At 63.2% G+C, this 25,159-nt stretch carries 25 protein-coding genes and 3 pseudogenes; 15 read left to right on the top strand and 13 right to left on the bottom strand.

Translation table 11 applies throughout. The features are described 5' to 3' along the window. Positions 1-26 precede the first annotated feature (26 nt). From B5527_RS40975 to B5527_RS40965, 3 genes are all read left to right on the top strand, one after another. A complete protein-coding gene (locus B5527_RS40975) occupies positions 27-458 on the top strand; it encodes a hypothetical protein (protein ID WP_079606563.1) in 432 nt (143 codons plus the stop codon). Beyond that, complete coding sequence (locus B5527_RS40970) at positions 455-1,084, top strand: hypothetical protein (protein ID WP_079606562.1); 630 nt, start codon at positions 455-457, stop codon at positions 1,082-1,084. The genes B5527_RS40975 and B5527_RS40970 overlap by 4 nt, the downstream gene beginning before the upstream one ends. A gap of 141 nt (positions 1,085-1,225) precedes the next feature. Beyond that, positions 1,226-4,156 carry a plasmid replication protein, CyRepA1 family gene (locus B5527_RS40965; protein WP_154072793.1) on the top strand — a complete coding sequence of 977 codons (2,931 nt, stop codon included), beginning with the start codon at positions 1,226-1,228 and terminating at the stop codon, positions 4,154-4,156. Between the two features lie 299 nt (positions 4,157-4,455). Here the strand turns inward: B5527_RS40965 and B5527_RS45060 are convergent. The 9 genes and pseudogenes from B5527_RS45060 to rsmI form a co-directional block, all read right to left on the bottom strand. Then, positions 4,456-4,560, bottom strand: a pseudogene (locus B5527_RS45060) (ATP-binding protein); the annotation flags it as partial. Between the two features lie 121 nt (positions 4,561-4,681). Further along, the gene (locus B5527_RS40960) at positions 4,682-5,650 is read right to left on the bottom strand and encodes an MBL fold metallo-hydrolase (RefSeq protein ID WP_079606560.1); all 969 of its coding nucleotides are present in this window, start codon (positions 5,648-5,650) and stop codon (positions 4,682-4,684) included. 235 nt (positions 5,651-5,885) lie between these two features. Beyond that, positions 5,886-5,981, bottom strand: a pseudogene (locus B5527_RS40955) (magnesium chelatase domain-containing protein); the annotation flags it as partial. A gap of 62 nt (positions 5,982-6,043) precedes the next feature. Beyond that, positions 6,044-6,556: a hypothetical protein gene (locus tag B5527_RS40950; RefSeq protein WP_079606559.1), complete on the bottom strand. Its 513-nt coding sequence runs from the start codon at positions 6,554-6,556 to the stop codon at positions 6,044-6,046. A gap of 194 nt (positions 6,557-6,750) precedes the next feature. Then, positions 6,751-7,074 carry a hypothetical protein gene (locus B5527_RS40945; protein WP_079606558.1) on the bottom strand — a complete coding sequence of 108 codons (324 nt, stop codon included), beginning with the start codon at positions 7,072-7,074 and terminating at the stop codon, positions 6,751-6,753. Between the two features lie 211 nt (positions 7,075-7,285). Beyond that, positions 7,286-7,450, bottom strand: a pseudogene (locus B5527_RS45055) (IS1595 family transposase); the annotation flags it as partial. 66 nt (positions 7,451-7,516) lie between these two features. Further along, positions 7,517-8,458, bottom strand: coding sequence for a glutathione synthase (gshB, locus tag B5527_RS40940; protein ID WP_079606557.1), 942 nt, complete (start codon positions 8,456-8,458; stop codon positions 7,517-7,519). A gap of 36 nt (positions 8,459-8,494) precedes the next feature. Then, positions 8,495-8,908, bottom strand: coding sequence for a YraN family protein (locus tag B5527_RS40935; protein ID WP_079606556.1), 414 nt, complete (start codon positions 8,906-8,908; stop codon positions 8,495-8,497). Continuing rightward, positions 8,895-9,854 (bottom strand): 16S rRNA (cytidine(1402)-2'-O)-methyltransferase, encoded by a 960-nt coding sequence (gene rsmI, locus B5527_RS40930; RefSeq protein WP_079606555.1) that lies wholly within the window; start codon positions 9,852-9,854, stop codon positions 8,895-8,897. Before rsmI ends, B5527_RS40935 begins: the two co-directional genes overlap by 14 nt. 223 nt (positions 9,855-10,077) lie before the next feature. Here rsmI and B5527_RS40925 point away from each other — a divergent pair, with 223 nt between their 5' ends. Further along, complete coding sequence (locus B5527_RS40925; RefSeq protein WP_079606554.1) at positions 10,078-11,304, top strand: penicillin-binding protein activator; 1,227 nt, start codon at positions 10,078-10,080, stop codon at positions 11,302-11,304. A 138-nt stretch (positions 11,305-11,442) separates the two neighbouring features. Here B5527_RS40925 and hemW read toward each other — a convergent pair whose 3' ends face one another. The 3 genes from hemW to rph all read right to left on the bottom strand — a co-directional run bounded on the left by hemW (position 11,443) and on the right by rph (position 14,106). Continuing rightward, positions 11,443-12,633, bottom strand: a complete 1,191-nt coding sequence (hemW, locus tag B5527_RS40920; protein ID WP_079607889.1) for a radical SAM family heme chaperone HemW — start codon at positions 12,631-12,633, stop codon at positions 11,443-11,445. Positions 12,634-12,726: 93 nt separating this feature from the next. Beyond that, a complete protein-coding gene (gene rdgB, locus B5527_RS40915) occupies positions 12,727-13,356 on the bottom strand; it encodes an RdgB/HAM1 family non-canonical purine NTP pyrophosphatase (RefSeq protein ID WP_079606553.1) in 630 nt (209 codons plus the stop codon). 36 nt (positions 13,357-13,392) lie between these two features. Next, positions 13,393-14,106: a ribonuclease PH gene (rph, locus tag B5527_RS40910; RefSeq protein ID WP_079606552.1), complete on the bottom strand. Its 714-nt coding sequence runs from the start codon at positions 14,104-14,106 to the stop codon at positions 13,393-13,395. Positions 14,107-14,267: 161 nt separating this feature from the next. Here rph and hrcA point away from each other — a divergent pair, with 161 nt between their 5' ends. After that, the gene (gene hrcA / locus B5527_RS40905; RefSeq protein WP_079606551.1) at positions 14,268-15,356 is read left to right on the top strand and encodes a heat-inducible transcriptional repressor HrcA; all 1,089 of its coding nucleotides are present in this window, start codon (positions 14,268-14,270) and stop codon (positions 15,354-15,356) included. Positions 15,357-15,467: 111 nt separating this feature from the next. Then, positions 15,468-16,088: a nucleotide exchange factor GrpE gene (gene grpE / locus B5527_RS40900; protein WP_079606550.1), complete on the top strand. Its 621-nt coding sequence runs from the start codon at positions 15,468-15,470 to the stop codon at positions 16,086-16,088. 18 nt (positions 16,089-16,106) lie between these two features. On the opposite strand, the gene B5527_RS40895 is transcribed toward grpE, so the two are convergent. After that, positions 16,107-17,048, bottom strand: a complete 942-nt coding sequence (locus B5527_RS40895) for a hypothetical protein (RefSeq protein WP_079606549.1) — start codon at positions 17,046-17,048, stop codon at positions 16,107-16,109. Between the two features lie 357 nt (positions 17,049-17,405). Here B5527_RS40895 and dnaK point away from each other — a divergent pair, with 357 nt between their 5' ends. From dnaK to B5527_RS40850, 9 genes are all read left to right on the top strand, one after another. Continuing rightward, on the top strand, positions 17,406-19,307 hold the full coding sequence (gene dnaK / locus B5527_RS40890; protein ID WP_079607888.1) for a molecular chaperone DnaK: 1,902 nt from the start codon (positions 17,406-17,408) through the stop codon (positions 19,305-19,307). Positions 19,308-19,448: 141 nt separating this feature from the next. Next, positions 19,449-20,576 carry a molecular chaperone DnaJ gene (dnaJ, locus tag B5527_RS40885; protein ID WP_079606548.1) on the top strand — a complete coding sequence of 376 codons (1,128 nt, stop codon included), beginning with the start codon at positions 19,449-19,451 and terminating at the stop codon, positions 20,574-20,576. 95 nt (positions 20,577-20,671) lie between these two features. Beyond that, positions 20,672-21,274 carry a class I SAM-dependent methyltransferase gene (locus B5527_RS40880; protein WP_079606547.1) on the top strand — a complete coding sequence of 201 codons (603 nt, stop codon included), beginning with the start codon at positions 20,672-20,674 and terminating at the stop codon, positions 21,272-21,274. Positions 21,275-21,326: 52 nt separating this feature from the next. Then, complete coding sequence (locus B5527_RS40875; RefSeq protein WP_079606546.1) at positions 21,327-21,905, top strand: NADPH-dependent FMN reductase; 579 nt, start codon at positions 21,327-21,329, stop codon at positions 21,903-21,905. A gap of 6 nt (positions 21,906-21,911) precedes the next feature. Continuing rightward, on the top strand, positions 21,912-22,622 hold the full coding sequence (pyrF, locus tag B5527_RS40870; RefSeq protein WP_079606545.1) for an orotidine-5'-phosphate decarboxylase: 711 nt from the start codon (positions 21,912-21,914) through the stop codon (positions 22,620-22,622). Positions 22,623-22,640: 18 nt separating this feature from the next. Beyond that, positions 22,641-22,943, top strand: a complete 303-nt coding sequence (locus tag B5527_RS40865; RefSeq protein ID WP_079606544.1) for a DUF1330 domain-containing protein — start codon at positions 22,641-22,643, stop codon at positions 22,941-22,943. A 202-nt stretch (positions 22,944-23,145) separates the two neighbouring features. Continuing rightward, positions 23,146-23,961, top strand: coding sequence for a 4-hydroxy-tetrahydrodipicolinate reductase (gene dapB / locus B5527_RS40860; RefSeq protein ID WP_079606543.1), 816 nt, complete (start codon positions 23,146-23,148; stop codon positions 23,959-23,961). A 38-nt stretch (positions 23,962-23,999) separates the two neighbouring features. Further along, positions 24,000-24,623: a 2,3-bisphosphoglycerate-dependent phosphoglycerate mutase gene (locus B5527_RS40855; RefSeq protein ID WP_079606542.1), complete on the top strand. Its 624-nt coding sequence runs from the start codon at positions 24,000-24,002 to the stop codon at positions 24,621-24,623. Further along, entirely contained in the window at positions 24,620-25,150 is a 531-nt protein-coding gene (locus tag B5527_RS40850) for a GNAT family N-acetyltransferase (protein WP_079606541.1), read from the top strand. Before B5527_RS40855 ends, B5527_RS40850 begins: the two co-directional genes overlap by 4 nt. The last annotated feature ends 9 nt before the right edge of the window (positions 25,151-25,159 follow it).

Raw genomic sequence — 25,159 nt, 5'->3', positions numbered from 1 at the left:
TGATTTCCACGCATTGGGAGACCAACATGACCAACGAAACTAAGACTCCTCGGCAGCGAATGGGATCTTCGCCCCCGGACAACAAACCCAATCGGGACGCTCTGCCGCCACACCGGCGGTTCCTGCCGATCGAGGCTGACGATGCGCTGCGGCAGCAGATCCTAGCCGATCAGATGATCGATCCCGAGCATCTCGGCACGCTCAATGACTTTATTCTTTTGCGAACCTCCGACGAGGAAAAAGACCGTGTCTTCCTTTCCACTCTGGGCCCGGAGAGCGCTGACATCTTGGACGATCTCATGGAAGTGGCCATCAGGGAGATGCAAGTTGAGCAGGCGACGGTGGTCGGTCTCGCCAGTGTGATAATTACTAGGGCGCTCGACCTCTGTATCGCAATTCAACGGCAGGAGCTCGGGAGACTGATCGTTCTACGTCGTTCATCGGAGGGCATCCGATGAAGCGTCTTTTCATGGAAGGGGCTGGTTCGGCGGCACTGATGCGCCGAGCTATCAAAAAGAGCCAGGTTTGCGACCACGAGGCACTCAACGGCCTTAGCGCCGAGTTCCGAGAAGGCGCCAAATGGTACGGACCTGAAACCCCCGCAGATAGCGAGGGCATGGTGGTCGGCATGGTTCGGCTGCCCAACGACGAACCTAACCCCACCGAGGGAACAAGCTTGGTCTTCGTCGACCGCAGGAACCACAGGGGAAAACCGGAAGAGATCTCGCTGGAATCTATGGGGCAGTTTTGGACGGCGAGCCTAGACTACATCCGAGCGATGCCGATCGAATGGTACAAAGCGGGAGCGGTCATCTGGGATGACCTGAAGTTTTCGGTGGGGTCCGACTGGACAGCCGGAATGCTGGGTCTGAGGCAGGCGGACGAGGCCACCGGTCGCGCGTATCAAGCTGCACTGGTCAGCGCGGTCACTACGAATGTGGGCACGACCGACCTCGAAACGGTGCACGTTGCGCTGGCGACGTTCATCCACGCACACCCTGCATTCGCGAACGTAGTCGATGAAGCGAAGTGGCACCTGCCCTACGGCGATTCGACCGCGTACAGATTACTGCGGCAGAGTTAGAGACCTACTAGTTCCCGTTATCCAACGAAGATGATCGCCGCCCCACGGGGCGGCGCTTTTTTCGGCCCGCACGGAAACGAACACCGGCCTTAGGCGTCGCTGCTGGCAACGCTCGACGCGCCCATGATCTTGGACACCACAATGTCATCAATCCCCGCGACGTACCCCGTCAGCATCAACGCGAACATCATCGGCAAGCCAACAGCACCTGGGCCGGTGAACTATGCCAAGGACTGGCAGCCGATGGATGTTATTGATGAAGACTTCATCGGTCACATATCGCAGGGCCGCGCGTATTCGGCGCAGTTCGTCGACGGCTACCGGAAGACACGTAATTTCATCCGCTGTGGTTTCGTCGCTGCCGATTTCGACGGGGGCCCTTCGCTTGAAGAGGCCCTCGACCATGCATTCATCCGGCAGCATGCCTCATTCGTGCACACCACGGCTTCGCACACTGCGGTGAAACACCGCTATCGCGTAGTGTTTCTCCTAGATGAACCGGTCCCGAATGCTCAGGATTTTGCGGACGCTCAGCTCGGGATCGCGCTTACCATGGGCAGCGACCTGTCGGTCACTGACGGCGCAAGGATGTTCTACGGAAGCACCAGCGCTATCGTTCACCGGATCGGGCGCACCCTCCCACCCGACGTCTTCGCTAAGTTGCGCGCCAGAGGCCGCGACGCTCGCGAGGCGCGGTCACCCCGGAACGGCGGCTTGCTACCCGTCGATTCATCCCGTCGCCTCGCCGGGCCCGAACTGATCAAGCTGGCGTCGGGAGTGATGGTCAGAATGGACGAGATCCGGCGTGGTGAGAAAGTCCACTGCCCTCACCACAACGACGGCGACCCGAGCGCCTTCGTCGTTCCGTCATGGTCACGGAGGGGCGGCATCGGCATCCACTGCTCGGCTTGCAAGGCCACGTTCTGGCTCAACGATGCGGTGGATGACTACGACTTCGCCGGGTTCGACCGGATGTGCGAGGAGGGCCGGGCGAGCCCGCCGGTCGACCCGTTCGCAGAGGGCCTCGACCGATTCTTCCCGCCGGAGCCGACGTTCGAGAAATGCCAAGAACGTTACCTGCCGCGGGTTTTCTACAAGCCGGGCATCACCCTGATCAAGAGCCCGAAGGGGTCCGGAAAGACCCAGGTTTTGGTTCAGCTCCTGGACGACATTCGGGCCGGTCGCTACATGCACGGCATCAAGCGAAAGGATCGCCCTAGGTCAATCCTGCTGGTTGGCCACAGGCAGACGCTGCTGAGGGAAGCGGCGGCCAAGCTTGGGTTGCACTGCTACCTGGACCAACCGACCGAATCGGAAGGGATGCGCACGCTGGCCGTCTGTCTGGATAGTCTGCCAAAATATAACGAGCCGTACGTGGCTCGCTTCGACGGCAGGAGGCCGATCTACGAGCGCGCGCCCCCGTTCGACCTGGTCATCATCGACGAGGTGGAGCAGGTCCTGAGCCACCTTTTGAGCGATACCCTGCAACAGCGCGCTGGCATCGAGCGCTGCTTCGACGCACTCCTGTACGAGGTGGCGGGCGCAAAGGCGGTCATCGGCCTCGACGCCGACCTCGGTCTCGTCACGTCACACGCCATGCGGACTATGAGGCCCGAGGATTGGGAATCCCGCTGCCGGATCATCTGCAACGCGCCCGTGGTGCCGGTGGTGAAACGTACCCTGCGGCTCTTCAAGCGCAAGAAGGCTCTGGAACATGAGCTGATCGAGGCCATCAAGAAGGGCCAGCGCTGCTTCGTCACCAGCAATTCCAAGAAACTAGTCGACACCCTCCACAGGATGATCCTGAACGAATGCGGGGAGGGCGTCTCCGTGCGCAAGATTACCCGGGACAACTCGCGGGACGCCATGCAGGTGCAGTTCGTCAAGGACATCAAGACGGAGATATTGACGGTGCAGGTCTTGGTCTGCTCGCCCTCCCTCGGCACCGGCATCGACATCACCTTCGCCGACGGGGAATGCCGGATCGACCGGGTGTTCGGATTCTTCTATTCGTTCGTGAACACGCACACGGACATCGACCAGCAGCTGTCGCGGGTCCGGAACCCGGCCTCTGTCGACGTCTGGATCGATCCAGGCAGGTTCAACTTCACGTCCAACGTCGACGTGGTCATGGACGACCTTGCCCGGGCCTATACTGTCAAACGCGCCGTCAAGGGCCGGCGCGAAGACGGCATGGTCGAGTACGACCGCGACGATCCGCTACTGCTGATCTGCGCTCACGTGACGGCCGTCCACCGGGCTTCCAAGAACCGGTTGCTGGAGCTGTTCTGCGAACTGCGCGAAGCCAACGGATGGTCGATCGAGCGCGTCGATCCCAACACCGGTTCCGGCGCCTACGGCGAAGCCAAGAGGATGCTGGCCGAGGAGCGTGCCCAGATGCTGCTTGCCGCGGAAACTCTCCCCGATCCCGAGTTCATCGAACTGGACGCCCGGGTCACCAAGGGCGCTGCCGTGACGCCCCACGAGCGAATCGCCCACGAGAAGAACCACTTCGAGCGGACGGTCGGAGCTGGCCTAGACCTTGAACTCATCGAACTGAACAAGGACGGTCGCCTGATCGAGAGGATCGTCGCGCTTGCCGACGTCACCGCGCACTGGCGCCGGGCTTCGGATGTCATCGACCACATTTTGCGGGAGGCCGCGAAGCCGAAGGCGCGGCTGAGCCGGATGAAGCCGCCTCGCCTGATCGCGGTGCTGATGGCGGCTGCCGGCTTGGCGGACGCCGATGGCATCAAGCCCGACCACATTGTCACTATCGGTGCTCTGTCGGAGTTCGTGGAACTGTGCAGGGAAAACCGGACCATGATCGAGGAGGCCCTCTCCGAGCCATCGAGGGGCGACCTGGCGGAGAATCCGGTGCGCCAGTTGAACCGCTTCCTCCAACGGATCGGCCTCAAGGTCGCGCCCGCGGGCAGTGTGAAGGTGCAGGGGATGAAGATCCGACGCTACGCGTTGGATCGGAAAAGATTGGAAACGATGGAGATGCTGGCCAAGTCTTACCGCATCGAGGAGGACCGCCGGGAGCACGAAAAGGTGCTCGTAGTGGGATAACACGCCCGAATCGTGTGGCCACGGGGTCAGCGTGCCACAACAGGGACAATAAAAAGGACGCATTTATTAGAACAAGTATCGGCCTACTGTCCCCCAAAGCTTCTATCCGACCCGGCCCCCTCTTCGATGGAGACATCGCGCCCCAACAGGGACAGTAGAAAAAGACGCATTATTGAAACGAGTATCGACCTACTGTCCCCGGAGCGCACTCGGCGTCGGTGAACGTTATCACTGGTTCACTCTGATTATATTTGGGCCATTCTATAATCAGTCTCGCTTTGCAGATCCGGGTTAATCGCCCCCACCATTGCAAAAGCCGGCAATCCCGGTGCGACCTGCACCTGCACGTCGACGGCGCGGGCCTCGATCCCCTCAAAGGCTACCGTGGAAACGCGCTGGACCATGCTGCCCCTCTGCCACAATCGAAGGTAGCGGAAGGGGCGGCGGTTGGCAAGAACATTAAGGGAACGCGACAAGTGCTCCGGAGGAGCGGGCATCAACCCCCCTCCTCCGAAACTCCAATGTTCAGAGCGTCAACACCATCGGCGCGGGGATATAATGAAAACCGTCGCCGTTCTTGACGACGTGTCCGTATCCCGGCCACGGGTAGTGGTAGGACATCACGGGGATTTGGTTGGCCGCGAGCATGCCCAGCATCTTCACGCGAGATTCCGCCGCCTGGTTCGGATCGGTGTCGTAGGAGAATTGCATTCGCGGCTTTTCCATCAGCAAAATCTGATGGTGGGTGAGGTCGCCGAGGAACGCGAACGACTTGCCGTCGGACGTGATCAGGAAGATGTGGTGACCCACGGTATGTCCGGGAGCGGCCAACGCCTGGATGCCGGGCAGAAATTCCTGGCCGTCCTTGTAGAACGACAGGCGGTCGTTCACCGGCAGCAGGTTCTTGCGGGCGTGGACGATGAAATCCTTCAGGGGACTGCCCATCTTGCCTTCATCGGTCCAATAGTCGAAATCGCTCTGGGCAATGTAGAACTGCGCATTCGGGAACAGCACCTTGCCGCTGTCATCGACCACGCCGCCGATGTGATCGATATGGGCGTGCGAGAACACCACCGCATCGATGTCTTCCGGCTTGATGCCAGCTTCCGCCATGCTCTTCTGCTGACGGCCGGTGGTCGGCCCGAACGCCTTCGACGTGCCCATGCCGGTGTCGAACAGCACGAGCTTGTCGCCCATGTTGACGATCGGCGAGTTCTGCTCGAGCACGATGTTGTCGGGCGAAAGGAAATTGTCAGTCAACATCTTCCTTATTTCTTCATCCGGAGCGCCGACGAAGGTGCCCTTGGGAGGGCCGAGCGGCAAAGGACCATCGGAAACCACGGTGACCTGGGCGTCACCGTGATTGAACCGGTAAAAATAGGACGGCTGTGTGCCGAGTTTGGGGGCACTTGCCCGGGCCCGGCCTCCGATCATGCTTGCGCCGAGACCGGCGCCGAGAGCGAGCAGGGATCGTCGCGAAACATTGCATGTCATGCGTCTTCCTCCACTGTTTCTGTCGCGTTGATTTTGCCGCCCGCGCGGAAGGGTCCGCTGGATCAACGGGCGCCGGCAGGCTGCCCCCGGTTTGGCAGGCTGGCAAGAAGAATTGGGTTTTGCAAAGCGCGCAGCAGGAGCGCGTCAGCCGCGCATCGAAACGGGGAAGGTTATTTTCCGTTCCGTCCGGCCTCGATCACGCGCGCGGATATCAGCAGCGGCGTCGGGCGCTAGGTGCCGGGAGTGCCAGCCCGGAGGCGATCAGCGCCGAACGCACCCGCTCGCGCGCCTCGGAGACCGCCTTGTTCGGGAGCCCGACGATGGCGAAAGCCAGCCGGCGCCCGTGGATGACGGCGCAAAGGAAGTCACATTTACCGAACTATGTACCGTGCTTCAGTCTTGGGACGGGCTGCTGGCGGGCAAGAACTGAAGTTTGGCTAGCAGGTTGGAAAAGTCGATTTTCAGCCTCAAAATCTGCAATGCGGACGCCTCAAGTTCATCGGCGGTCACTTGATCGCTGGTGGTGCGTAGACGGTTGCCGCGGACGCGAATCGCCATGCGCTTTGCTGTGTTTGTAGTATCGCCCGCGCCCCATACCCCATGGGCTGCGGTGTTTCTGAGTGAGTAAGCGCCTTCGATGCGACCGAGTATGGCCTTGCATTCTTCGGCCAAGGTTTCGTCCTTGATCGCGCCGCGCATTGAGAGAATGCGGAGTAGTGTTAAACGGTTGGGAAAGCTGATGTTTGACGTGAGAACTAGGCCGCGATCCGGGTTGATTTCGTAGAGTCCCAGGATCGCGACTTCCATCTGCATTTCGATGCCTGACCAATTGACAATGATGGCCCCGATGGCGCGAAGATGAGCGTCACTAAGAAGGGAGGGTGATTTGATGGGTGACGATTCCATGAAAGATGATCCTCTTGAAACAAAGCAGGTCGTGGCTGAGCTGTTGCGCTAGCCGCCAAAGCATCACGACGAAATAAAGATCGGGAAGCGGAAGGCGAAAAAGACCGCGAGTCCCAGGCGGAAGAAGGCCGCGAAACGGTAAGATTCGACGGTGCGTTGCTGCGAATCGTGTGGCCTGTACGATTCGGGGATGGTCAATTTTGGCGCACTACCTCTGCCCCTATCCCCATCCTCTTCATGGTTTCGGAAACCACCGCTTCAAGTTCAAGAAAAAACTTGTCTGATCGCATGGATGTCATTTGCTTCATGCGATTTGATCCAGCCTCTGCGGGATCAGTTTCTATACGACCTATTGCACCCATCACCGCACTTTTCAGATCATGCACGGCTGCTAGTGCCGTTGGGGGATTCTGGCCTACCAGACGCAAAATAAGCGCGGTCAGCGTGATCCGAAAAACCTGCAAATCGGCAGTGTTTTCGTTGAGGAAAATTTCGAAGCTATCGATAGGCGCGGCCATGGGAATATCCTCAATGGGCCAGCGCAAAGCTTGACGTGAATCGCGAACAGGACGATACGAAAATGGCGCGATTAGCGCACCGCCCTGCATCGGCGGTTTAATTTACGCCCGGACGCTTCCAACGTCCGGGCGTTGCTACTTTAGGGTGATTCGCGGCTTGTCTTGAGTCATTCGCCGCTTTCTCCACCGAACGAATCGGCGGGCGAGTATCTTAGCTGATTGCCTTGTTAGTCGGTCGGTACGTGAGACGCTTGCCCTCGATACCCTTCATGGCAAGAATCGCACGTTCCCCATCGTTGACGCCAAGCGCCACGCGGTTGAAATAGCGGAAATCAAATTCGGCAAGGTAGCGATGCAAATGCTTCTCGGAGCAATGCGTAGTGTTGCCAAGACGTGGATGCCCGGCACGAGGCCGGGCATGACGAAATCAGACCGTAAGGCCCTACCCCCGCTTCCCCTCAATCACATCCCAGATCATCGCCGCCACATCCGGCCCGCCCAATCGCGCGATGGCGCGGATGCCCGTTGGCGAGGTCACGTTGATTTCGGTGAGGTTGCCGTCGATGACGTCGATGCCGACGAACAGCAATCCGCGCGCGCGCAGGGCCGGGGCCAGGGTGGCGCAGATTTCGCGCTCACGGTCGCTGAGGTCGGTGGCTTGCGCAGCACCGCCGCGCACCATGTTGGAGCGCAGGTCGTCCGCTGCCGGCACGCGGTTGACGGCGCCGGCGAATTCGCCGTCGACCAGGATGATGCGCTTGTCGCCGTGCTTGACCGCGGGAAGAAAGCGCTGGATCACCCAGGGCTCCTTGAAGGTGACGGAGAACATGTCGAACAGCGAGCCGAAATTCATGTCCTGCGGCATGACGCGAAACACCGCGGCGCCGCCATGGCCGTGCAGCGGCTTCATGACCACGGCGCCGTGCTCGTCGCGGAACGAGTTGATCTCGTCGAGGTCACGCGAAATGAGCGTCGGCGGCATCAGATGCGGAAAGTCCATCACGAAGATTTTTTCCGGCGCGTTGCGGACGCTGGCGGGATCGTTGACGACCAGCGTCTTCGGATGCAGCCGCTCCAGAAAATGCGTCGAGGTGATGTAGGCGAGATCGAACGGCGGGTCCTGCCGCAGCAGGATGACGTCGAATTGCGCCAGCGGCTCGCGCCGGGGTTCGCCGAGGGTGAAATGGTCGCCGGCATCGTCGCGCACGCCGAGGATCCGGACCGGCGCGACCAGTTCCTCGCCGCGCAGCGAGAGCTTGTCCGGCGTGTAATAGGACAATCCGTGGCCGCGCTTTTGCGCTTCCAAGAGCAGCGCGAAGGTCGAATCGCCGCGGATGTTGATGCGCTCGATGGGGTCCATCTGGACGGCGACGTTCAATTTCATTGTGGGGTCCGCAAGTTGGGTTTGTTGAATGAGATTTCAGGTGCTGGCGTCGAACGCCGCCAAAAGATGGCGCGGCAGCCGCCGCGGCGCAATCAGCATGGCGTCGAAACGCAGTTCGAATTCGGCATGTTCGGGATGCGCCATCAGCCAGGCCTGCGCGGCCTCGATGATGCGCGCCTGCTGGCGCGGCGTCACCGCATAGGCGGCGTCGTCGAGGCTGGCGCGGGCCTTGACCTCGATGAACGCCACGAGGTTGCGCCGCCGCGCCACGATGTCGATCTCGCCGTAGGGCGTGCGAAAACGTTTTGCGAGGATGCGATAGCCTTTGGCCATCAGGTAGGCGGCGGCGCGGGTTTCGGCGGAGAGGCCGGTGCGAAACGCGGCGACGCGCGCCGGCGAAGCGGGCTTTGTCAGTTTATCCGAGGGGGAGGCGCCGTTACTCTTCGCCATCGTCGCCCTTCGCGGTCGTTTCCTTGGCGAGTTCAAGCGCGCGGGCATAGATCTCGCGGCGCGGCCGGCCGGACAGTTCGACCGCATGCGCCACCGCATCCTTGACGCTGTCGCGCCGGAGCGAAGCCCGCAGGAGATCGTCGAGTTCATGCCCGGCCATGGCCTGCGCGCCCGCGGGCGGCGGGCCGATCACCAGCACGAATTCGCCGCGCGTCTCCAACGTGTCGGCCGATCGCGCCAGTTCGGACACCGGCGCGCGCCGGATGTCCTCGTGCATCTTGGTCATCTCGCGGCAGATCGCGGCATCGCGCGCGCCCATGATTTCGGCAAGATCGGCCAGGGTATCCTGCATGCGGTTGCCGGATTCGAACATGACCAGCGTGGCGTCGATCCGCGCCAGTTCGGCCAGCCGCGCCCGGCGCGCGGTTTGTTTCGGCGGCAGAAACCCTTCGAAGAAAAACCGGTCGGTGGGCAGCGCCGCCACCGCCAGCGCCGATAGCACCGAGGAGGGTCCCGGCAGCGCGATCACGGCATGGCCGGCGGCGCAGACCTCGCGCACAAGCTTGAAGCCGGGATCGGAAATCAGCGGCGTGCCGGCGTCCGAAACCAGGGCAATCGAGGCGCCCTGCGCCAGCCTTTCCAGGATCTTTGGCCGCGCAAGCGCGGCGTTATGCTCGTGATAGGGTTTCAATAGCGCCGAGATGGCGTAGCGCTCGGTCAGCCTTCGGGTGATCCGGGAGTCCTCGCAGGCGATGATGTCGACGCCAGCCAGGGTTTCCAGGGCGCGCAGGGTGATGTCGCCGAGATTGCCGATCGGCGTGGCCACCAGGTGCAGGCCGGGAACCGGCTTCGGCGCGGTCAGGACATGGCCGGCCACGGCAAACGTCCGCTCCGCGGGTCCGGTCAGGCCTTCAGTTCTATTTGTGGAAGCCGCTTTTGGGCGCATAACGCTAATCTAGAGGGAACACAGCGCGCACGCCACAAGCGTGCGGGCTCAGAAAGTCTCCGTGCCGGTGAGGAACCGGGAGGCTGCAACTGGCGACTGTTCCGCAGGCCATAATCCTTTTGTTTTGGTTAACTATTCGCCGACAATATGCCTGAATCCCCCCGCCTATCATCTGGCAGGGTGAAGTCCCGACCGATCTCGGTCGGTCTAGAGAAGAGATACGATGGGGTCCGGAAATTCCAGGGAACTGCCAAGGCCCGAGTCTTCGGGGGCCAAGTCTTCGGGAGCCACCCGGCGGACGGCGGTAGGCCTGATTCTCGGCGCGCCGCTGCTCGGGGCGTGCGCCGGCGTGCAGCAGAGCCTCAGCCAGTTTAGTTCGCCGTCGGCGGCCGGACCCGCCGGGCCGCCGCAGGAGCCGCTCGCGGTCGGCAAGGGGCAGGTCAAGGTCGGATTGCTTCTGCCGCTGTCGGCGTCGGGCAATGCCGGCGTCGCGGCGCAATCGATGAAGAATGCCGCCGAGATGGCGCTGGCCGAGTTCCAGAATCCCAACATCCAGTTATTGATCAAGGATGACGCCGGCAGCCCGCAAGGCGCCCAGCAGGGCACCCAGCAGGCGCTCGACGAGGGCGCGGAGATCATTCTCGGTCCGCTGTTTGCGCTGTCGGTGCCGGCGACGGCGCAGCTGACGCGCGCCCGCGGCGTCTCCGTGATCGCGTTCTCGACCGATTCGAGCGTGGCCGGGCGGGGCGTCTATCTCCTGAGCTTCCTTCCCGAATCCGATGTCAACCGCATCATCGAATATGCCACCAGCACCGGAAAGCGATCCTACGCCGCGCTGCTGCCGGAAAATGCCTATGGCAATGTGGTGGAGGCGACCTTCAAGCAGGTGGTCGGCCGCAAGGGCGGGCGCATCGTCGCATTTGAAAAATACGGCGCCGACCGGGCCGGCCCGGCGCGAACCGTGGCGCAGGCGCTCGGCAGCGCGGACGCGCTTTTTCTCGCCGACGACGGCGATTCGCTGGTGACCGTGGCCGATGCGCTGACCGCGGCCGGGGCGAACCTGAAAAACATCCAGCTGCTCGGCACCGGCCTGTGGGATAATCCGCGGGTGTTCGCGAGCCCCGCCTTGCAGGGCGGGCTTTATGCCGCGCCGGATCCTTCGGGCTTTCGCAGCTTCTCGGGCCGCTACCGCGCCAAATACGGCGCCGACCCGGTACGCACCGCGACGCTGGCCTATGACGCGGTGGCGCTGGTCGCGGCCCTGGCGCGAACCCAGGGGCCGCAGCGGTTTTCGCCTGAAGTGCTGACCAATCCTTCCGGCTTTGCCGGCATCGACGGCCTGTTCCGCTTCCGCGCCGACGGCAGCAACGAGCGCGGCCTTGCGGTCATGCGCGTCGCATCGAGCGGCGGCGCGCCGGTCGCCGGCTCGCCGAAGAGTTTTGGGGCGTAGTTTCTCTCTTGTCGTTCCTGCGAAAGCAGGAACCCATAACCACCGGCGTTTGCTGGTCACGAAGGCGACTGCCACATCGCTCCAATGAGGGGCCGCGGCGTATGGGCCCCGGCGTTCGCCGGGGCGACAACGAATTTTTTACGCCGCCAGATCCGCTACCACCGCATCGAGCACCGGAAATCCGGCCTGGGTGACCCGCAGCCGCCCGCTGTCGTCGACCACGATGGCGCCTTCGTCGCGCAGGATCGCGATCCTGTTGGGATCGAGGGGGCGGCCCGATAAATCAGCGTAGCGGCGGGGGTCGATGCCCTCGGCGAGTCGCAGGCCCATCAGCAGAAATTCGTCGGCGCGCTCTTCGCTGTTGAGGCGATCGTCGGTGACGACGCCGTGGCCATCGGCCTCGACCCGCATCAGCCACGCCTCGGGGCGCTTTTCGGTTGATATCGCGTGCCTGGCGCCGTCGATGTCGAGCCGGCCATGGGCGCCGGGACCGATGCCGGCATATTCGTCGCCGCGCCAGTAAACCAGATTGTGCCGGCATTCGGCGCCGGAGCGGGCGTGATTGGAAATCTCGTAAGCGGGCAGGCCATGTTGCCCGCAGACTTCCTGCGTAACATCATACAGCGTGCGCGCGGTCGCCTCATCCGGCGTCTGCAGTTTGCCGGCGGCGTGCAGGCCGAAGAACGGCGTGCCTTCCTCGATCGTGAGCTGATAGAGCGACAGATGTTCGGCGGCTTCTGAGATCGCGAGCTTCAATTCGTCCGTCCACATCCGCGGTGTCTGGTCGGGACGGGCGTAGATCAGATCGAACGAATAACGATCGAACGCGCCGCGCGCGATCGCAACGGCGTCCAGCGCCTCGCGCGCGGTGTGCAGACGCCCCAGCGCCTTCAGCGAGGCATCGTCCAGCGCCTGCACGCCGAGCGAAACTCGGTTGACGCCGGCGGCGCGGTAGCCGGCGAACCGCGTGGCCTCGACGCTGGTGGGGTTGGCTTCCAGGGTGACCTCGACGCCCGGCGCCACGCGCCAGTGCTTGCCGATCGCATCCAGGATCGCACCGACGGTCTGCGGCCGCATCAATGAGGGCGTGCCGCCGCCGAGAAAGATCGACGAGACCTCGCGGCCCGGCGCGCGCGCCGCGGTGGTTTCGATTTCGCGGGCGAAGGCGCGGGCAAAACGGTCTTCATCGACAGGGGCATGCCGGACATGGCTGTTGAAATCGCAATACGGACATTTCGACAGGCAGAACGGCCAGTGCACGTAAACGCCGAAGGCCTGCTTCCCCTCGCTCGCCTGCGGGGGAGGGCCGGGGTGGAGGCTCTTTTGCAATGTGGTCAACGTGCCCCCTCCCGTCGCGCTCGAGCGCGCGCCGACCTCCCCCGCAAGCGGGAGAGGTGAAGAAAGAAAGAGGCGCCGCCCGCGCTAGTCAAGGCAGATCTCCGCCAGCTTGACGAAGGCGCGGGCGCGGTGCGACAGGCCGAGCCCGAGCGGCGGCAGGCCGTGCTTCTCGATGCTGGTCATCTCGCCGAAGGTCCTGATGTGGCCGTCGGGCATGAACATCGGATCGTAGCCGAAGCCGGCGCTGCCGCGCGGCGGCCATACCAGCGTTCCCTCGGCGCGGGCCTCGACTTCCTCGAGATGATCGTCAGGCCAGGCGACGCATAACGCCGACACGAACTGTGCTTTTCGCTGCGGAGGTGTCGTTGCCCCGCGTTCCGCCAGCAGACGTTCGATCCGCGTCATCGCGGCGCCAAAATCCTTGCCTGAACCGGCCCAGCGTGCGGAGAAGATGCCGGGCGCGCCGTCGAGTGCGTCGACCGCCAGTCCGGAATCGTCGGCGAACGCCGGCAGCTGGGTCGCTCTTGCCGCCGCGATCGCCTTGATCCGTGCATTGGCGGCAAAGCTGTCGCCGGTCTCCTCGGGCTCGCCGAGGCCGAGCTCGCCCGCCGATACCGCCTCGACGCCGTGCGGCGCCAGGAGTTCGCGCATCTCGGCGAGCTTGCCGGGATTGTGGGTCGCGATCACGAGTCTGCTTGTGATTCGGCGGTGCATGCTTTCAGTCTATATCGGCCATAGCGCGCTCTGGAATCACGCCACGGCCATTTTCTGCAGATCCACCAGCCGCGTCACGCCTTTGCGCGCCAGCGCCATCAGCGCCAAAAACTCGTCCTGCGAGAACGGGGTCTTTTCCGCCGTGCCCTGCACTTCGATGATGCGTCCATCGCCGGTCATGACGAAATTGGCGTCGGTATCGGCCTCGGAATCCTCGGCGTAATCGAGGTCCAGCACCGGGGTGCCGTTATAGATACCGCAACTGATCGCGGCGACGTTATCGCGCAGCACGTTGCCCTTCACCATGTTTCGGGCCTTCATCCAGGAGATGCAATCGGCCAGTGCGACCCAGGCGCCGGTGATCGAGGCGGTGCGGGTGCCGCCATCGGCCTGCAGCACGTCGCAATCCACCGTGATCTGGCGCTCGCCGAGCGCCTCGAGGTCGACGGTGGCGCGGAGCGAGCGGCCGATCAGGCGCTGGATCTCGACGGTGCGGCCGTTTTGCTTGCCGGCGGAAGCCTCGCGGCGGGTACGCTCGAGCGTCGCCCGCGGCAGCATGCCATATTCGGCGGTGACCCAGCCGCGGCCCTGGCCCTTGAGCCACGGCGGCAGCCGTTCCTCCAGCGTTGCCGTCACCAGCACGTGGGTGTCGCCGAATTTGACCATGCAGGAACCCTCGGCATATTTGACGACGCCGCGTTCCAGCGAAACGGCGCGCAGTTCATCGGGCGCACGGCGGCTTGGCCGCATGGGAATCCTCCGAAAATTCAGGAAAAGTTGTTACCTCGCGGTGCTTGTAGGAGCGCAAGGCAGCAGCGGCAAGGCCCTTGGCCGCCCCTTTTGGGCCGAATGCCTGCTTGTAACTCACCCGCGAGATCGACAAATTAGGGGGCAGTTGTCAGGAGTACCCAGTGGCCCACCACGAACCGATTGGCCTGATCGCGCCGCATGCCGGGCTTGCCCAGCTCAATGAGCGTTCCCGGGACATCTTTCGTCAAATCGTCGAGAGCTATCTGGCGACCGGCGAACCGGTCGGCTCGCGCAACATTTCGCGCCTGATCGCGGTGCCGCTGTCGCCGGCCTCGGTCCGCAACGTGATGTCGGACCTCGAGCAGCTCGGCCTGATTTACGCGCCGCATACCTCGGCGGGACGGCTGCCGACCGAACTGGGCCTGCGGTTTTTCGTCGATGCCCTGATGCAGCTCGGCGATCTCACCGAACCGGAACGGCAGTCGATCCAGAGTCAGCTTGCTTCGGTCGGCAAGGCGCAGTCGGTCGAAGCCGCTCTGGGCGAAGCTCTGACGCGGCTGTCCGGCCTGACCCGGGCCGCGGCGGTGGTGCTGACCGCGAAATCCAATTCGCGGTTGAAGCATATCGAATTCGTGCGGCTGGAGCCGGAGCGGGCGCTTGTGGTGCTGGTCGGCGAGGACGGCCAGGTGGAAAACCGCGTGCTGTCGCTGCCGCCGGGCGTTCCCTCCTCCGCGCTGATCGAGGCCACCAATTTTCTCAATGCGCGGATTCGCGGCAGGACGCTGGCCGAAGCGCGCCTCGAACTGGAAACCGCGCTGGCGCAGAATCGCGCCGAGCTCGATCAGCTGACGCAGAAGGTCATCGCCGCGGGGATCGCAAGTTGGTCCGGCGGCGAAAGCGACGACCGCCAGCTGATCGTGCGCGGTCACGCCAATCTGCTGGAGGATTTGCACGCGCTCGAGGATCTCGAACGGGTGCGATTGCTGTTCGACGATCTCGAGACCAAGCGCGGCGTGATTGATCTGTTGGGACGTGCCGAGCGCGCCGAAGGCGTGCGGATTTTCATCGGCTCGGAAAACAAGCTGTTTTCGCTGTCCGGTTCTTCCACGATCATCGCGCCTTACAGCGATGCCGCGGGTCATATCGTCGGTGTTCTCGGCGTGATCGGGCCGACACGACTCAACTATGCAAGGGTGATTCCGACGGTGGATTATGCAGCGCGCATCGTCAGCCGGATGCTGGGCGGATGATCTCGCCGATACGGCGTCGGTTGCGCTTGATTTTTGGCGCTTAAAGCACGATATCCCGGCCAGCCACTCTCCTCCCCATTGATCCCAGACGATTTTTCAAGAAGGCAGCCTATGACCGATCCCGACCGGCAGAAGGACGATCCGGTGAACCCGGCGCAGTCCCCCGAGCCCGTGGTTTCCAAGCCGTACATCATGCCCGACGATCCGGAAGTGGGATCGGCCGAAGCGCTGGCCAAGGAGCTCGCGGAATCGCGCGACAAGATGCTGCGCACGCTGGCGGAAATGGAAAACCTGCGCAAGCGCACGACGCGCGAGGTCGCCGATGCGCGAACCTATGGTATCTCCGGTTTCGCCCGCGACGTGCTCGATATCGCCGACAATCTGCAGCGCGCGCTCGACGCGGTTCCGGCCGACACCAGGGCATCGGCCGATCCCGTGCTGAAGGCGCTGATCGAAGGCGTCGAGCTGACCGAGCGGTCGCTGCTCAACGCGCTCGAGAAAAACGGCGTTAAAAAATTCGATCCGGCGGGCGAAAAATTCGATCCGAATTTCCAGCAGGCGATGTATGAGGTCCCCGACGCGTCGGTGCCCGCCGGAACGGTGCTCCAGGTCGTGCAGGCCGGCTACATGATCGGCGAGCGGGTGTTGCGGCCGGCGCTGGTCGCGGTCTCCAAGGGTGGCGCCAAGGCGGGCGCGCCGGCGAACGGCAACGAGCCGAACAGCGCAGCCTGAGCCCGCCGTCGAGCGAGGCTATCCGCGCGGCTGAATGCCGTCGCGCACGGCGCGGAAGCGCGGAAATGCCTTCGCCCACTGGTCGCGCGGCGCGCTTCCAATGATGCGCAGCGCGTTGGGGCCGCCGCCGAATTTCAGCCATTGCACCACGGTGACGGCGGTATTGTCCTTGCCGCTGGTCGCATCGATCCGCGTTTCATAACCTGGCGTGCCGTCGATGCGGAGCGGCTCGGACATCGTGATCCGGGCGTCGCGTACCCCAGGAATCGTCGCTGCGATCTGCTGGGCGAAGCGGCCGCGATCTTCCGGCTGTGCCGGCGCCGATCCGATCACGCCGATCACCATGAAGGGCGCGGCCTCAAAGCCGGTTACCTCGTCGCCGTCGGCGAGAATGAGGGCGGCGCCAAGCGCCAACGTGCGGACATTTTTGAAATCGCTGAGTTCGCTGACCTTGAACGGCATCTGGCCAAGCTGCTCCTCGACCGGAACCTCCTTGCGAATTGCCGCCGTCGCGAACATCTGCCGTACCGCGTCATCGCTGTAGATCTTGGTGGCGTTCTCGGGAACCTGCACCGCGACATAACCGGAGAAGGAGCCCCCCGACAGAATCATCGAATAGCGCCGTACGGGGGTTGCGCCATCCTTGGCGGATTCAGCAGTATAGTAGGCAACGCCGGCTGATGTCTCGATGCTCTCGGGCTTGATGCCGCCGCTGCCCGCGGGATTGGCCTTGAAGGCATTCATGACCTCGCCATAGGCCTCGGGCGGAAGCTCCGCCACCAGGACCTTGACGCTTTGGTCGTCGGTTTCGAATCCCTGGAATGTTTTTGCCTGGACCATGCCCACAAGGGGCGTCATCCCGATCCGCATACCCGGCGGAAAGACAACGTCCGCGGCGAAGGCGGGCGATAGGGCCGGGAGGAGCAGAATAACGGCGGATATTAGTCGAATGAGCTTCATGAAAATCTACTGGGTTTGCATTGAGGCCGTTCAATGGTCGGCCGGCCACGGTCTTCATTCCCGGAGGTCACGTTTCAGGCCCCCCGCTTTTAGCGGTTTTAACGGTCCGGCGACAGACCAGGCCGCCCATTAACCCTCTCCGCCGGCCGCGCTGTCCGGCCCAGTGAGGGGGACACTATCTTTCAAAGAGCGAGGTTTTCATGGGCCAACGTTGCGTCCCGGTCCTTGCAGGCCAGTGCCCCCCTCCTATATGAGGCTCACCGTCGCAATATCGCGAGCATTTGATCGTTTGGGGGTTTGGATTGGTGCGCCGTCAGGGCCTGGCCAACCTGCCGCAAAAAGAAGGATATGAGGACCATGGGAAAGGTCATTGGGATCGATCTCGGCACCACGAATTCGTGCGTCGCCGTAATGGATGGCAAGACAGCGAAAGTCATCGAAAACGCCGAGGGCATGCGCACGACCCCGTCGATTGTCGCCTTCAGCGATGACGGCGAGCGCCTCGTCGGCCAGCCTGCCAAGCGCCAGGCGGTAACCAATCCCGAGCGGACTTTCTTCGCAGTCAAGCGCCTCGTCGGCCGCCGCTATGACGACCCGATGGTGGAGAAGGACAAGAAGCTCGTCCCCTACAAGATCGTCAAGGCGTCCAATGGCGACGCCTGGGTCGAAGCCGACGGCAAGACCTACTCGCCCTCGCAGGTCTCCGCTTTCATTCTGCAGAAGATGAAAGAGACCGCCGAAGCCCATCTCGGCCAGAAGGTCGACCAGGCCGTCATCACCGTTCCCGCCTATTTCAACGACGCGCAACGTCAGGCCACCAAGGATGCCGGCAAGATCGCCGGCCTCGAAGTGCTGCGCATCATCAACGAGCCGACAGCGGCCGCCCTAGCTTACGGTCTCGACAAGTCGAAATCCGGCACCATCGCGGTCTACGACCTCGGCGGCGGCACCTTCGACGTGTCGATCCTCGAGATCGGCGACGGCGTGTTCGAGGTGAAGTCGACCAACGGCGATACATTTTTGGGCGGCGAAGACTTCGACATGCGCCTTGTCAGCTATCTGGCCGATGAGTTCCAGAAGGAGCAGGGCATCAACCTGCGCAACGACAAGCTTGCCTTGCAGCGCCTGAAAGAGGCCGCCGAAAAGGCCAAGATCGAATTGTCCTCGACCACGCAGACCGAAATCAACCTGCCGTTCATCACGGCCGACCAGACCGGGCCGAAGCATCTGACCATGAAGCTGACGCGCGCCAAGTTCGAGGCGCTGGTCGACGATCTCATCCAGAAGACCATCGAGCCCTGCCGCAAGGCGCTGAAGGATGCCGGCCTCACCGCCGGCGAAATCGGCGAAGTGGTGCTGGTCGGTGGCATGACCCGCATGCCGAAGGTCCAGGAAGTGGTGAAGCAGTTGTTCGGCAAGGAGCCGCACAAGGGCGTCAACCCGGACGAAGTCGTCGCCATTGGTGCGGCGATCCAGGCCGGCGTGCTGCAGGGTGACGTCAAGGACGTGCTGCTGCTCGACGTGACGCCGCTGTCGCTCGGCATCGAGACGCTGGGCGGGGTGTTCACCCGCATCATCGATCGCAACACCACGATCCCGACCAAGAAGAGCCAGGTGTTCTCGACCGCCGAGGACAACCAGAACGCCGTCACCATCCGGGTGTTCCAGGGCGAGCGTGAAATGGCGGCCGACAACAAGGTGCTCGGCCAGTTCGACCTGATGGGCATTCCGCCTTCGCCGCGCGGCATGCCGCAAATCGAGGTGACCTTCGACATCGACGCCAATGGCATCGTCAACGTGTCGGCCAAGGACAAGGCGACCGGCAAGGAGCAGCAGATCCGGATCCAGGCGTCCGGCGGTCTGTCTGAAGCCGACATCCAGAAGATGGTCAAGGACGCCGAGGCCAACGCCGCCGAGGACAAGAAACGCCGCGAAGCGGTCGATGCCAAGAACCACGCCGACGCCCTGGTCCATTCGACCGAGAAGGCGCTGGCCGAACATGACTCGAAGGTCGAGGAGAGCGAGCGCCGCGCCATCGAGGACGCCGTCAGCGATTTGAAGGAAGCGCTGAAGGGTGACGATGCCGAGGCGATCAAGGCCAAGACCAACACGCTGGCGCAGGCTTCCATGAAGCTCGGCGAGGCGATGTACAAGCAGCAGGCCGAAAGCGACGCGGCCAAGGATGCTGCCAAGGATGACGTGGTCGACGCGGAGTTTACCGAGGTCGACGACGACAAGAACACCAAGAAGTCTGCGTAAACGGCTGTAACCATGGCCCTCATTCTGAAGAGCACGCAAGCCGCGTCTCGCAGGATGGGGGTCATTTTTCGTTAAGCCGGAGACTGCATTCTCCAGGACGCATTCTTCGGGATGAGGACAAACCTCGGGCGGATTTGACGGATGTCCACCAAGCGCTGCTACTACGAAACCCTTGAAGTCGAGCGGAACGCGGACGAGTCCAAGCTCAAGGCTGCCTTCCGCAAGCTTGCGATGAAATGGCACCCCGACAAGAACCCGGGCGACGCGACCAGCGAAGTCCGTTTCAAGGAAATCAACGAAGCCTACGAAGTCCTCAAGGACGGCGACAAGCGCGCCGCCTATGACCGGTTCGGCCATGCGGCGTTCGAGCAAGGCGGGGCCGGTGGTCCGGGCTTCGGCGCCGGCTTTGCTTCGTCCTTCTCCGATATTTTCGAGGACCTGTTCGGCATGGCCGGGCAACGCGGCCGCGGTGGGCGCGAGCGCGGCGCCGACCTGCGCTACAATATGGAAATCACGCTGGAGGAAGCCTTCCTCGGCAAGACCGCCCAGATCGAGATTCCGGTTTCGGTGACCTGCGAATCCTGCTCGGGCACCGGCGCCAAGTCCGGTACCAAGCCGAAGAGCTGCTCGATGTGCGGCGGCGCCGGCCGGGTCCGGCAGGCGCAGGGATTTTTTACGCTGGAGCGAACTTGTCCGGGCTGTCAGGGCCGCGGGCAGATGATCGAAGACCCCTGTCCCTCCTGCTCAGGCTCGGGACGGGTGACGCGCGAACGGAACTTGTCGGTCAATATTCCGCAAGGGGTGGAGGATGGCACGCGGATCCGGCTGGCCGGCGAAGGCGAGGCCGGCGTCCGTGGCGGACCGCCGGGCGATCTCTATATTTTCCTCTCGCTGGCCACGCATCAATTCTTTCAGCGCGACGGCGCGGACCTGCACTGCCGCGTGCCGATCTCGATGGTGACGGCGGCGCTGGGTGGCGAATTCGAGGTGCCGACCATCGACAAGGGCAAGACCAAGGTGAAAATCCCGTCCGGAACCCAAACCGGCCGGCGCTTTCGGATCGCATCAAAGGGCATGCCAGTGTTGCGGTCGCGTCAGACCGGCGACATGTATGTCCAGGTCGCGGTCGAAACGCCGCAGAATCTGACCAAGAAGCAGCAGGAATTGCTGGCCGAATTCGAGAAACTATCGTCCGGTGCAACCCAGCCCGAGGCAGCGGGTTTCTTCACTAAGGTCAAGGACTTCTTCGGTAACCGCGGGGCCACCTAGAGGGCTCGCCGCTTGACCGTATCGGTTGCTACCTATACGTCTTTATGACTATTTTCTGACACTGCCGCCGAAGCGCGGTCCCGCCTGGTAGCGACATGCCATTGCAATCGTCCGTGCGTGCGTTGAAGAAACCTCTTCGTCTCGACGATGAGGTGCGTTTTCTCCGTTCATGGATCGAGAAGCCGCTTCGCATGGGCGCGGTGATGCCCTCGGGGCGGCTGCTGGCGCGCACCATGGCGCAATATGTGAACATCGATTCCGATGGGCCGGTCGTCGAACTTGGGCCCGGGACCGGTGCGATCACCAGCGCGCTGATCGAGCACGGCGTCGATCAGAAGCGGCTCGTACTGGTCGAATATAATCCGGGTTTCTGTGCGCTGCTGCGGGACCGCTATCCGCATGCCAAGGTGGTGCAGGGCGACGCCTACGCGCTGCGCGATTCGCTCTGGAACGTATTGAGCGCTCCCGCTTGCGCCGTGGTGTCCGGCCTGCCGCTCGTCACCAAGCCGATGCTGACGCGGCTGAAGCTGGTCCGCGATGCCTTCGCGGCGCTGTCGCCGGGTGCGCCGTTCGTGCAGTTCACTTATTCGGTCGCGCCCCCGATTCCGAAATCGCTGCCCGGCGTATCCACAGAAGCCTCCGAGCGCATCTGGATGAACCTTCCGCCGGCCCGTGTCTGGGTGTATCGCAAGGGTTGAGCCGTCCGACACCGCCAAGGCGGCGGGTTCGTCCTGAACGCGATTTTAAATCATGTCCGCGCTGAAAATCCTGGTGATCCCCGGCTCGCTTCGCACCGGCTCGCTCAATGCGAGGCTCGCGGCGGCAGCCGTGCATGAATTCGCGCAAGCCGGTGCCGAAGTCACGCGCATTTCGCTCGGCGATTTTCCGCTGCCGATCTACGACGGCGACCTGCAGACGAAATCCGGCGTGCCGAAGAATGCGATCAACCTCAAGCGCATGATCGGCGCGCATCACGGCGTCCTGATCGTGACGCCGGAATATAATTCGTCGGTGCCGGCGCTGGTCAAGAACACCATCGACTGGGTCAGCCGCGTGCAGGATGCGCACGAAACCCGCGGCCAGATATTTCGCGAACGTGCCTTTGCGATCGCGGCCGCGTCGGAAAGCCGACTCGGCGGAACCCGTGCGCTGGCGGCGCTGCGGCTGATTCTTGCCGCCTGCCAGGCCACGGTTATCCCGCATCAGCTCGCGCTGTCGTTCGCCGGTGAGGCCTATGATGATATGGACAGACTGAAACTCGCAGCCGATGCCGAGGCGCTGAAAGCGCTGGTGCGGCAACTGATCGACGTTTCCCAGCACATGATGTGAGGTGACATGCAGCCATCCGTTATCGCCCCTCGCGACCGATTGATCGTGGCGCTGGACCTGCCCGATGTCGCCGCCGCGGAAGCGATGATCGCCCGGCTTGGCGACAGCGTGACATTTTACAAGATCGGCTATCAGCTCGCCTATGCCGGAGGGCTGCCGCTGGTTCGGCAGCTCGCTGATGGCGGCAAAAAAATCTTCATCGATCTCAAGCTGCACGACATCGGCAACACGGTGGCGCGCGGCGTCGAGAGCGTCGCCAGGCTGGGCGCGACATTCCTGACCGTGCACGCCTATCCGCAGACCATGAAGGCGGCGGTCGAGGCCCGCGCCGGATCGGGATTGAAAATCCTCGCCGTCACGGTGCTGACCTCGTATGACGACGGCGATCTGCACGCCGCCGGCTACCGGCTGGGTGTGTCCGATCTGGTCGAGGCCCGCGCCCGGCAGGCGCAGGTGCTGGGCGTCGATGGTCTCGTCTGTTCGCCCGAGGAGGCGGCAGCCTTGCGCGGGACTGTCGGTCATCACATGAACCTGGTCACCCCCGGCATTCGGCCCGCGGGCAGCGCCACCGGCGACCAGAAGCGCATCATGACGCCGGCCCGCGCCATTTCAGCCGGCGCCGATTATCTGGTGGTGGGCAGACCCGTGATGGAAGCCGCCGATCCCAGAGGAGCAGCGGACGCCATCCAGGCTGAAATCGTGCAGGCGCTGGGCTGAACAAAACGGAGAGATTCGATGGCAAAGGGTTACTGGATCGCGCGCATCGACGTCCACAACATGGACGGCTACAAGGAATACGTCGCCCAGAACGGCGCGGTATTTGCAAAATTCGGCGCCAGGTTCCTGGTGCGCGGCGGCAAGCACGAGGCCAGGGAAGGCTCGGCGCGGTCGCGCAACGTGGTGCTGGAATTCAAGGATTATGAGACCGCGCTGGCCTGCTACAATTCGCCGGAATACACCCGCCTGGTCGCGATCCGCAGCCCTCATGCCGAGAGCGACCTCGTGATTATCGAAGGCTACGACGGGGCGCAGCCCTAAGGTTTGGAATACCACCCGGTCTCCGTCATGGCCGGGCGCCGTCCCGGCCATCCACGTCTTGCTTTCTGGTGGTGCCAAGGCGTGGATGCCCGGCACATAGGCGAGCGGAAGCGACGCCGTCCTTCGGACGGCTATGCCCGGGCATGACGAGACGTTGCCGGAACAGCCTGCCCCGGCTATACCGCAAGGGCGAGGTCTCAAAATGTCCGACATGCGCTTGATCGTTGCAGGGGCCGGCGGCCGGATGGGCCGTGCGCTGACGCGCGTCATCTCGGAAACACCTGGTGCGGCTCTCGCCGGCGCGCTGGAAGCGCCGGGTTCGGAGCTCCTTGGCAAGGATGCCGGGGTGCTCGCGGGCCTGCCTGCCAACGGGGTCCTGCTGTCGGCCGACCTGTGGTCGATGTCGGCAAAAGCCGACGGCATTTTGGATTTTACCGTGCCGGGAGCGACCATTGCCAATGTTGCGATCGCCGCCGAGCGGGGCCTGGTTCACGTTATCGGCACTACAGGTCTGTCGGCGTCGGACGACGCCGTGATCGCGAGCGTCACCTCGCGCGCCATTGTCGTCAAGTCGGGGAATATGAGCCTCGGCGTCAATCTGCTGGCGGCGCTGGTCAAGCGTGTCGCGCAGTCGCTCGATGAAAGCTTCGACATCGAAGTGCTGGAGATGCATCACCGCGCCAAGATCGATGCGCCCTCGGGCACCGGCCTGATGCTGGGCCAGGCCGCCGCCGCTGGCCGCAAGATCGCGCTGGATCAGCATTCCGCGCGCGGACGCGACGGCATCACCGGCGCGCGCACGGCCGGCGACATCGGCTTTGCATCATTGCGTGGCGGCACCGTCACCGGCGATCACAGCGTGATTTTCGCGGGTCCGATGGAACGCATCGAACTGACCCACCGGGCGGAGGACCGCACGATGTTCGCGCAGGGCGCGGTCAAGGCCGCGCTGTGGGCGCGCCAGCGCAAGCCCGGACTGTATTCGATGGCCGACGTGCTCGGGCTCGGCGACTTCTGACGATTTGGCGACTTCCAGAAATCTGAACGGATCGGGAAATGAGTGAGCGTCTTCTTGTGCTGGTGCGTCACGGCCAGAGCGAATGGAACCTGAAGAATCTTTTCACCGGCTGGAAGGATCCCGGTCTCACCGAGCAGGGAATCGCCGAGGCCAAGCAAGCCGGGCGAAAATTAAAGGCGCAGGGACTGTCGTTCGACATCGCCTTTACCTCGGTGCTCAAGCGCGCGGAGCACACGCTTGACCTGATGCTTAACGAGCTTGGCCAGACCGGTATTCCAGTCAAAAAACATCTCGCGCTGAACGAGCGCGACTATGGCGATCTCTCGGGACTGAACAAGGACGACGCCCGCAAGAAATGGGGCGAGGATCAGGTCCATGTCTGGCGCCGGTCCTACGACGTGCCGCCGCCCGGCGGCGAAAGCCTGAAGGACACGCTGGCGCGCACGTTGCCTTACTACGTTCAGGAGATCTTGCCCTGCGTGCTGCGCGGCGAGCGCACGCTGGTCTCTGCGCACGGCAATTCGCTGCGCGCGCTGATCATGGTGCTGGAAAAGCTTTCGCCGGAGCAAATTCTCGCGCGCGAACTCGCCACCGGCGCGCCGGTGATCTACCGGCTCAATGCCGACGCCACCGTGGCATCGAAGCTCGATCTGGCGGGGTGAGTGAAGCGGCCGACATCGTCGTTCTCGACGCGCCGGTCACCGATCGCGCGCTGGACCAGCTGGCCGATGTCCTGGTCGATTGTGTCGAAGGCGGCGCCAGCGTCAGCTTCATGTCGCCGTTCTCCCATGCGCTGGCGCTTGCCTTCTTTCGGAAAGTCGCGGGCTCGGTGGCGGCAGGGGACACGGTGTTGCTGGCGGCATCGCTGGACGGCAGGATTGTCGGCACCGTGCAGCTCGGACTGGATACGCCGCCCAATCAGCCGCACCGCGCCGACATCAAGAAATTGCTGGTGCATCGCGCTGCTCGCGGCCATGGCGTCGGCGCGGCCTTGATGGCGCAAGTCGAGAAGGAAGCCAGCCGGCGTGGCCGCTGGCTTCTGGTGCTCGATACGGTGCCCGGCGAAAACGGCCATCGCCTTTATCTGCGCGCAGGCTGGACGCAGACCGGACTGGTGCCGGATTATGCGCTGTTTCCCGATGGCCGGTTGTGCGACACCGCGATCATGTGGAAGCGGCTGGACTGGTGATCGAACCAA

Source organism: Bradyrhizobium erythrophlei (genome assembly GCF_900129425.1).
GTDB lineage: Bacteria > Pseudomonadota > Alphaproteobacteria > Rhizobiales > Xanthobacteraceae > Bradyrhizobium > Bradyrhizobium erythrophlei_C.
The sequence above is the reverse complement of the archived record's forward strand: the minus strand, read 5'-3'. Positions and strand labels throughout refer to the sequence as shown.

Excerpts from the sequence above, each read along its gene's own strand:
- B5527_RS40975 (WP_079606563.1), top strand. The coding sequence starts at position 27 with ATGACCAACGAAACTAAGACTCCTCGGCAGCGAATGGGATCTTCGCCC.
- rph (WP_079606552.1), bottom strand. The coding sequence starts at position 14,106 with ATGCGGCCAAGCCGCCGTGCGCCCGATGAACTGCGCGCCGTTTCGCTG.
- B5527_RS40875 (WP_079606546.1), top strand. The coding sequence starts at position 21,327 with ATGTCCGCGCTGAAAATCCTGGTGATCCCCGGCTCGCTTCGCACCGGC.
- grpE (WP_079606550.1), top strand. The coding sequence starts at position 15,468 with ATGACCGATCCCGACCGGCAGAAGGACGATCCGGTGAACCCGGCGCAG.
- B5527_RS40950 (WP_079606559.1), bottom strand. The coding sequence starts at position 6,556 with ATGGAATCGTCACCCATCAAATCACCCTCCCTTCTTAGTGACGCTCAT.
- dapB (WP_079606543.1), top strand. The coding sequence starts at position 23,146 with ATGTCCGACATGCGCTTGATCGTTGCAGGGGCCGGCGGCCGGATGGGC.
- B5527_RS40880 (WP_079606547.1), top strand. The coding sequence starts at position 20,672 with ATGCCATTGCAATCGTCCGTGCGTGCGTTGAAGAAACCTCTTCGTCTC.
- dnaK (WP_079607888.1), top strand. The coding sequence starts at position 17,406 with ATGGGAAAGGTCATTGGGATCGATCTCGGCACCACGAATTCGTGCGTC.
- rsmI (WP_079606555.1), bottom strand. The coding sequence starts at position 9,854 with ATGCGCCCAAAAGCGGCTTCCACAAATAGAACTGAAGGCCTGACCGGA.
- B5527_RS40855 (WP_079606542.1), top strand. The coding sequence starts at position 24,000 with ATGAGTGAGCGTCTTCTTGTGCTGGTGCGTCACGGCCAGAGCGAATGG.
- B5527_RS40865 (WP_079606544.1), top strand. The coding sequence starts at position 22,641 with ATGGCAAAGGGTTACTGGATCGCGCGCATCGACGTCCACAACATGGAC.
- B5527_RS40895 (WP_079606549.1), bottom strand. The coding sequence starts at position 17,048 with ATGAAGCTCATTCGACTAATATCCGCCGTTATTCTGCTCCTCCCGGCC.
- gshB (WP_079606557.1), bottom strand. The coding sequence starts at position 8,458 with ATGAAATTGAACGTCGCCGTCCAGATGGACCCCATCGAGCGCATCAAC.
- pyrF (WP_079606545.1), top strand. The coding sequence starts at position 21,912 with ATGCAGCCATCCGTTATCGCCCCTCGCGACCGATTGATCGTGGCGCTG.
- B5527_RS40935 (WP_079606556.1), bottom strand. The coding sequence starts at position 8,908 with ATGGCGAAGAGTAACGGCGCCTCCCCCTCGGATAAACTGACAAAGCCC.
- B5527_RS40970 (WP_079606562.1), top strand. The coding sequence starts at position 455 with ATGAAGCGTCTTTTCATGGAAGGGGCTGGTTCGGCGGCACTGATGCGC.
- B5527_RS40925 (WP_079606554.1), top strand. The coding sequence starts at position 10,078 with ATGGGGTCCGGAAATTCCAGGGAACTGCCAAGGCCCGAGTCTTCGGGG.
- dnaJ (WP_079606548.1), top strand. The coding sequence starts at position 19,449 with ATGTCCACCAAGCGCTGCTACTACGAAACCCTTGAAGTCGAGCGGAAC.
- B5527_RS40965 (WP_154072793.1), top strand. The coding sequence starts at position 1,226 with ATGTCATCAATCCCCGCGACGTACCCCGTCAGCATCAACGCGAACATC.
- B5527_RS40960 (WP_079606560.1), bottom strand. The coding sequence starts at position 5,650 with ATGACATGCAATGTTTCGCGACGATCCCTGCTCGCTCTCGGCGCCGGT.
- rdgB (WP_079606553.1), bottom strand. The coding sequence starts at position 13,356 with ATGCACCGCCGAATCACAAGCAGACTCGTGATCGCGACCCACAATCCC.
- B5527_RS40945 (WP_079606558.1), bottom strand. The coding sequence starts at position 7,074 with ATGGCCGCGCCTATCGATAGCTTCGAAATTTTCCTCAACGAAAACACT.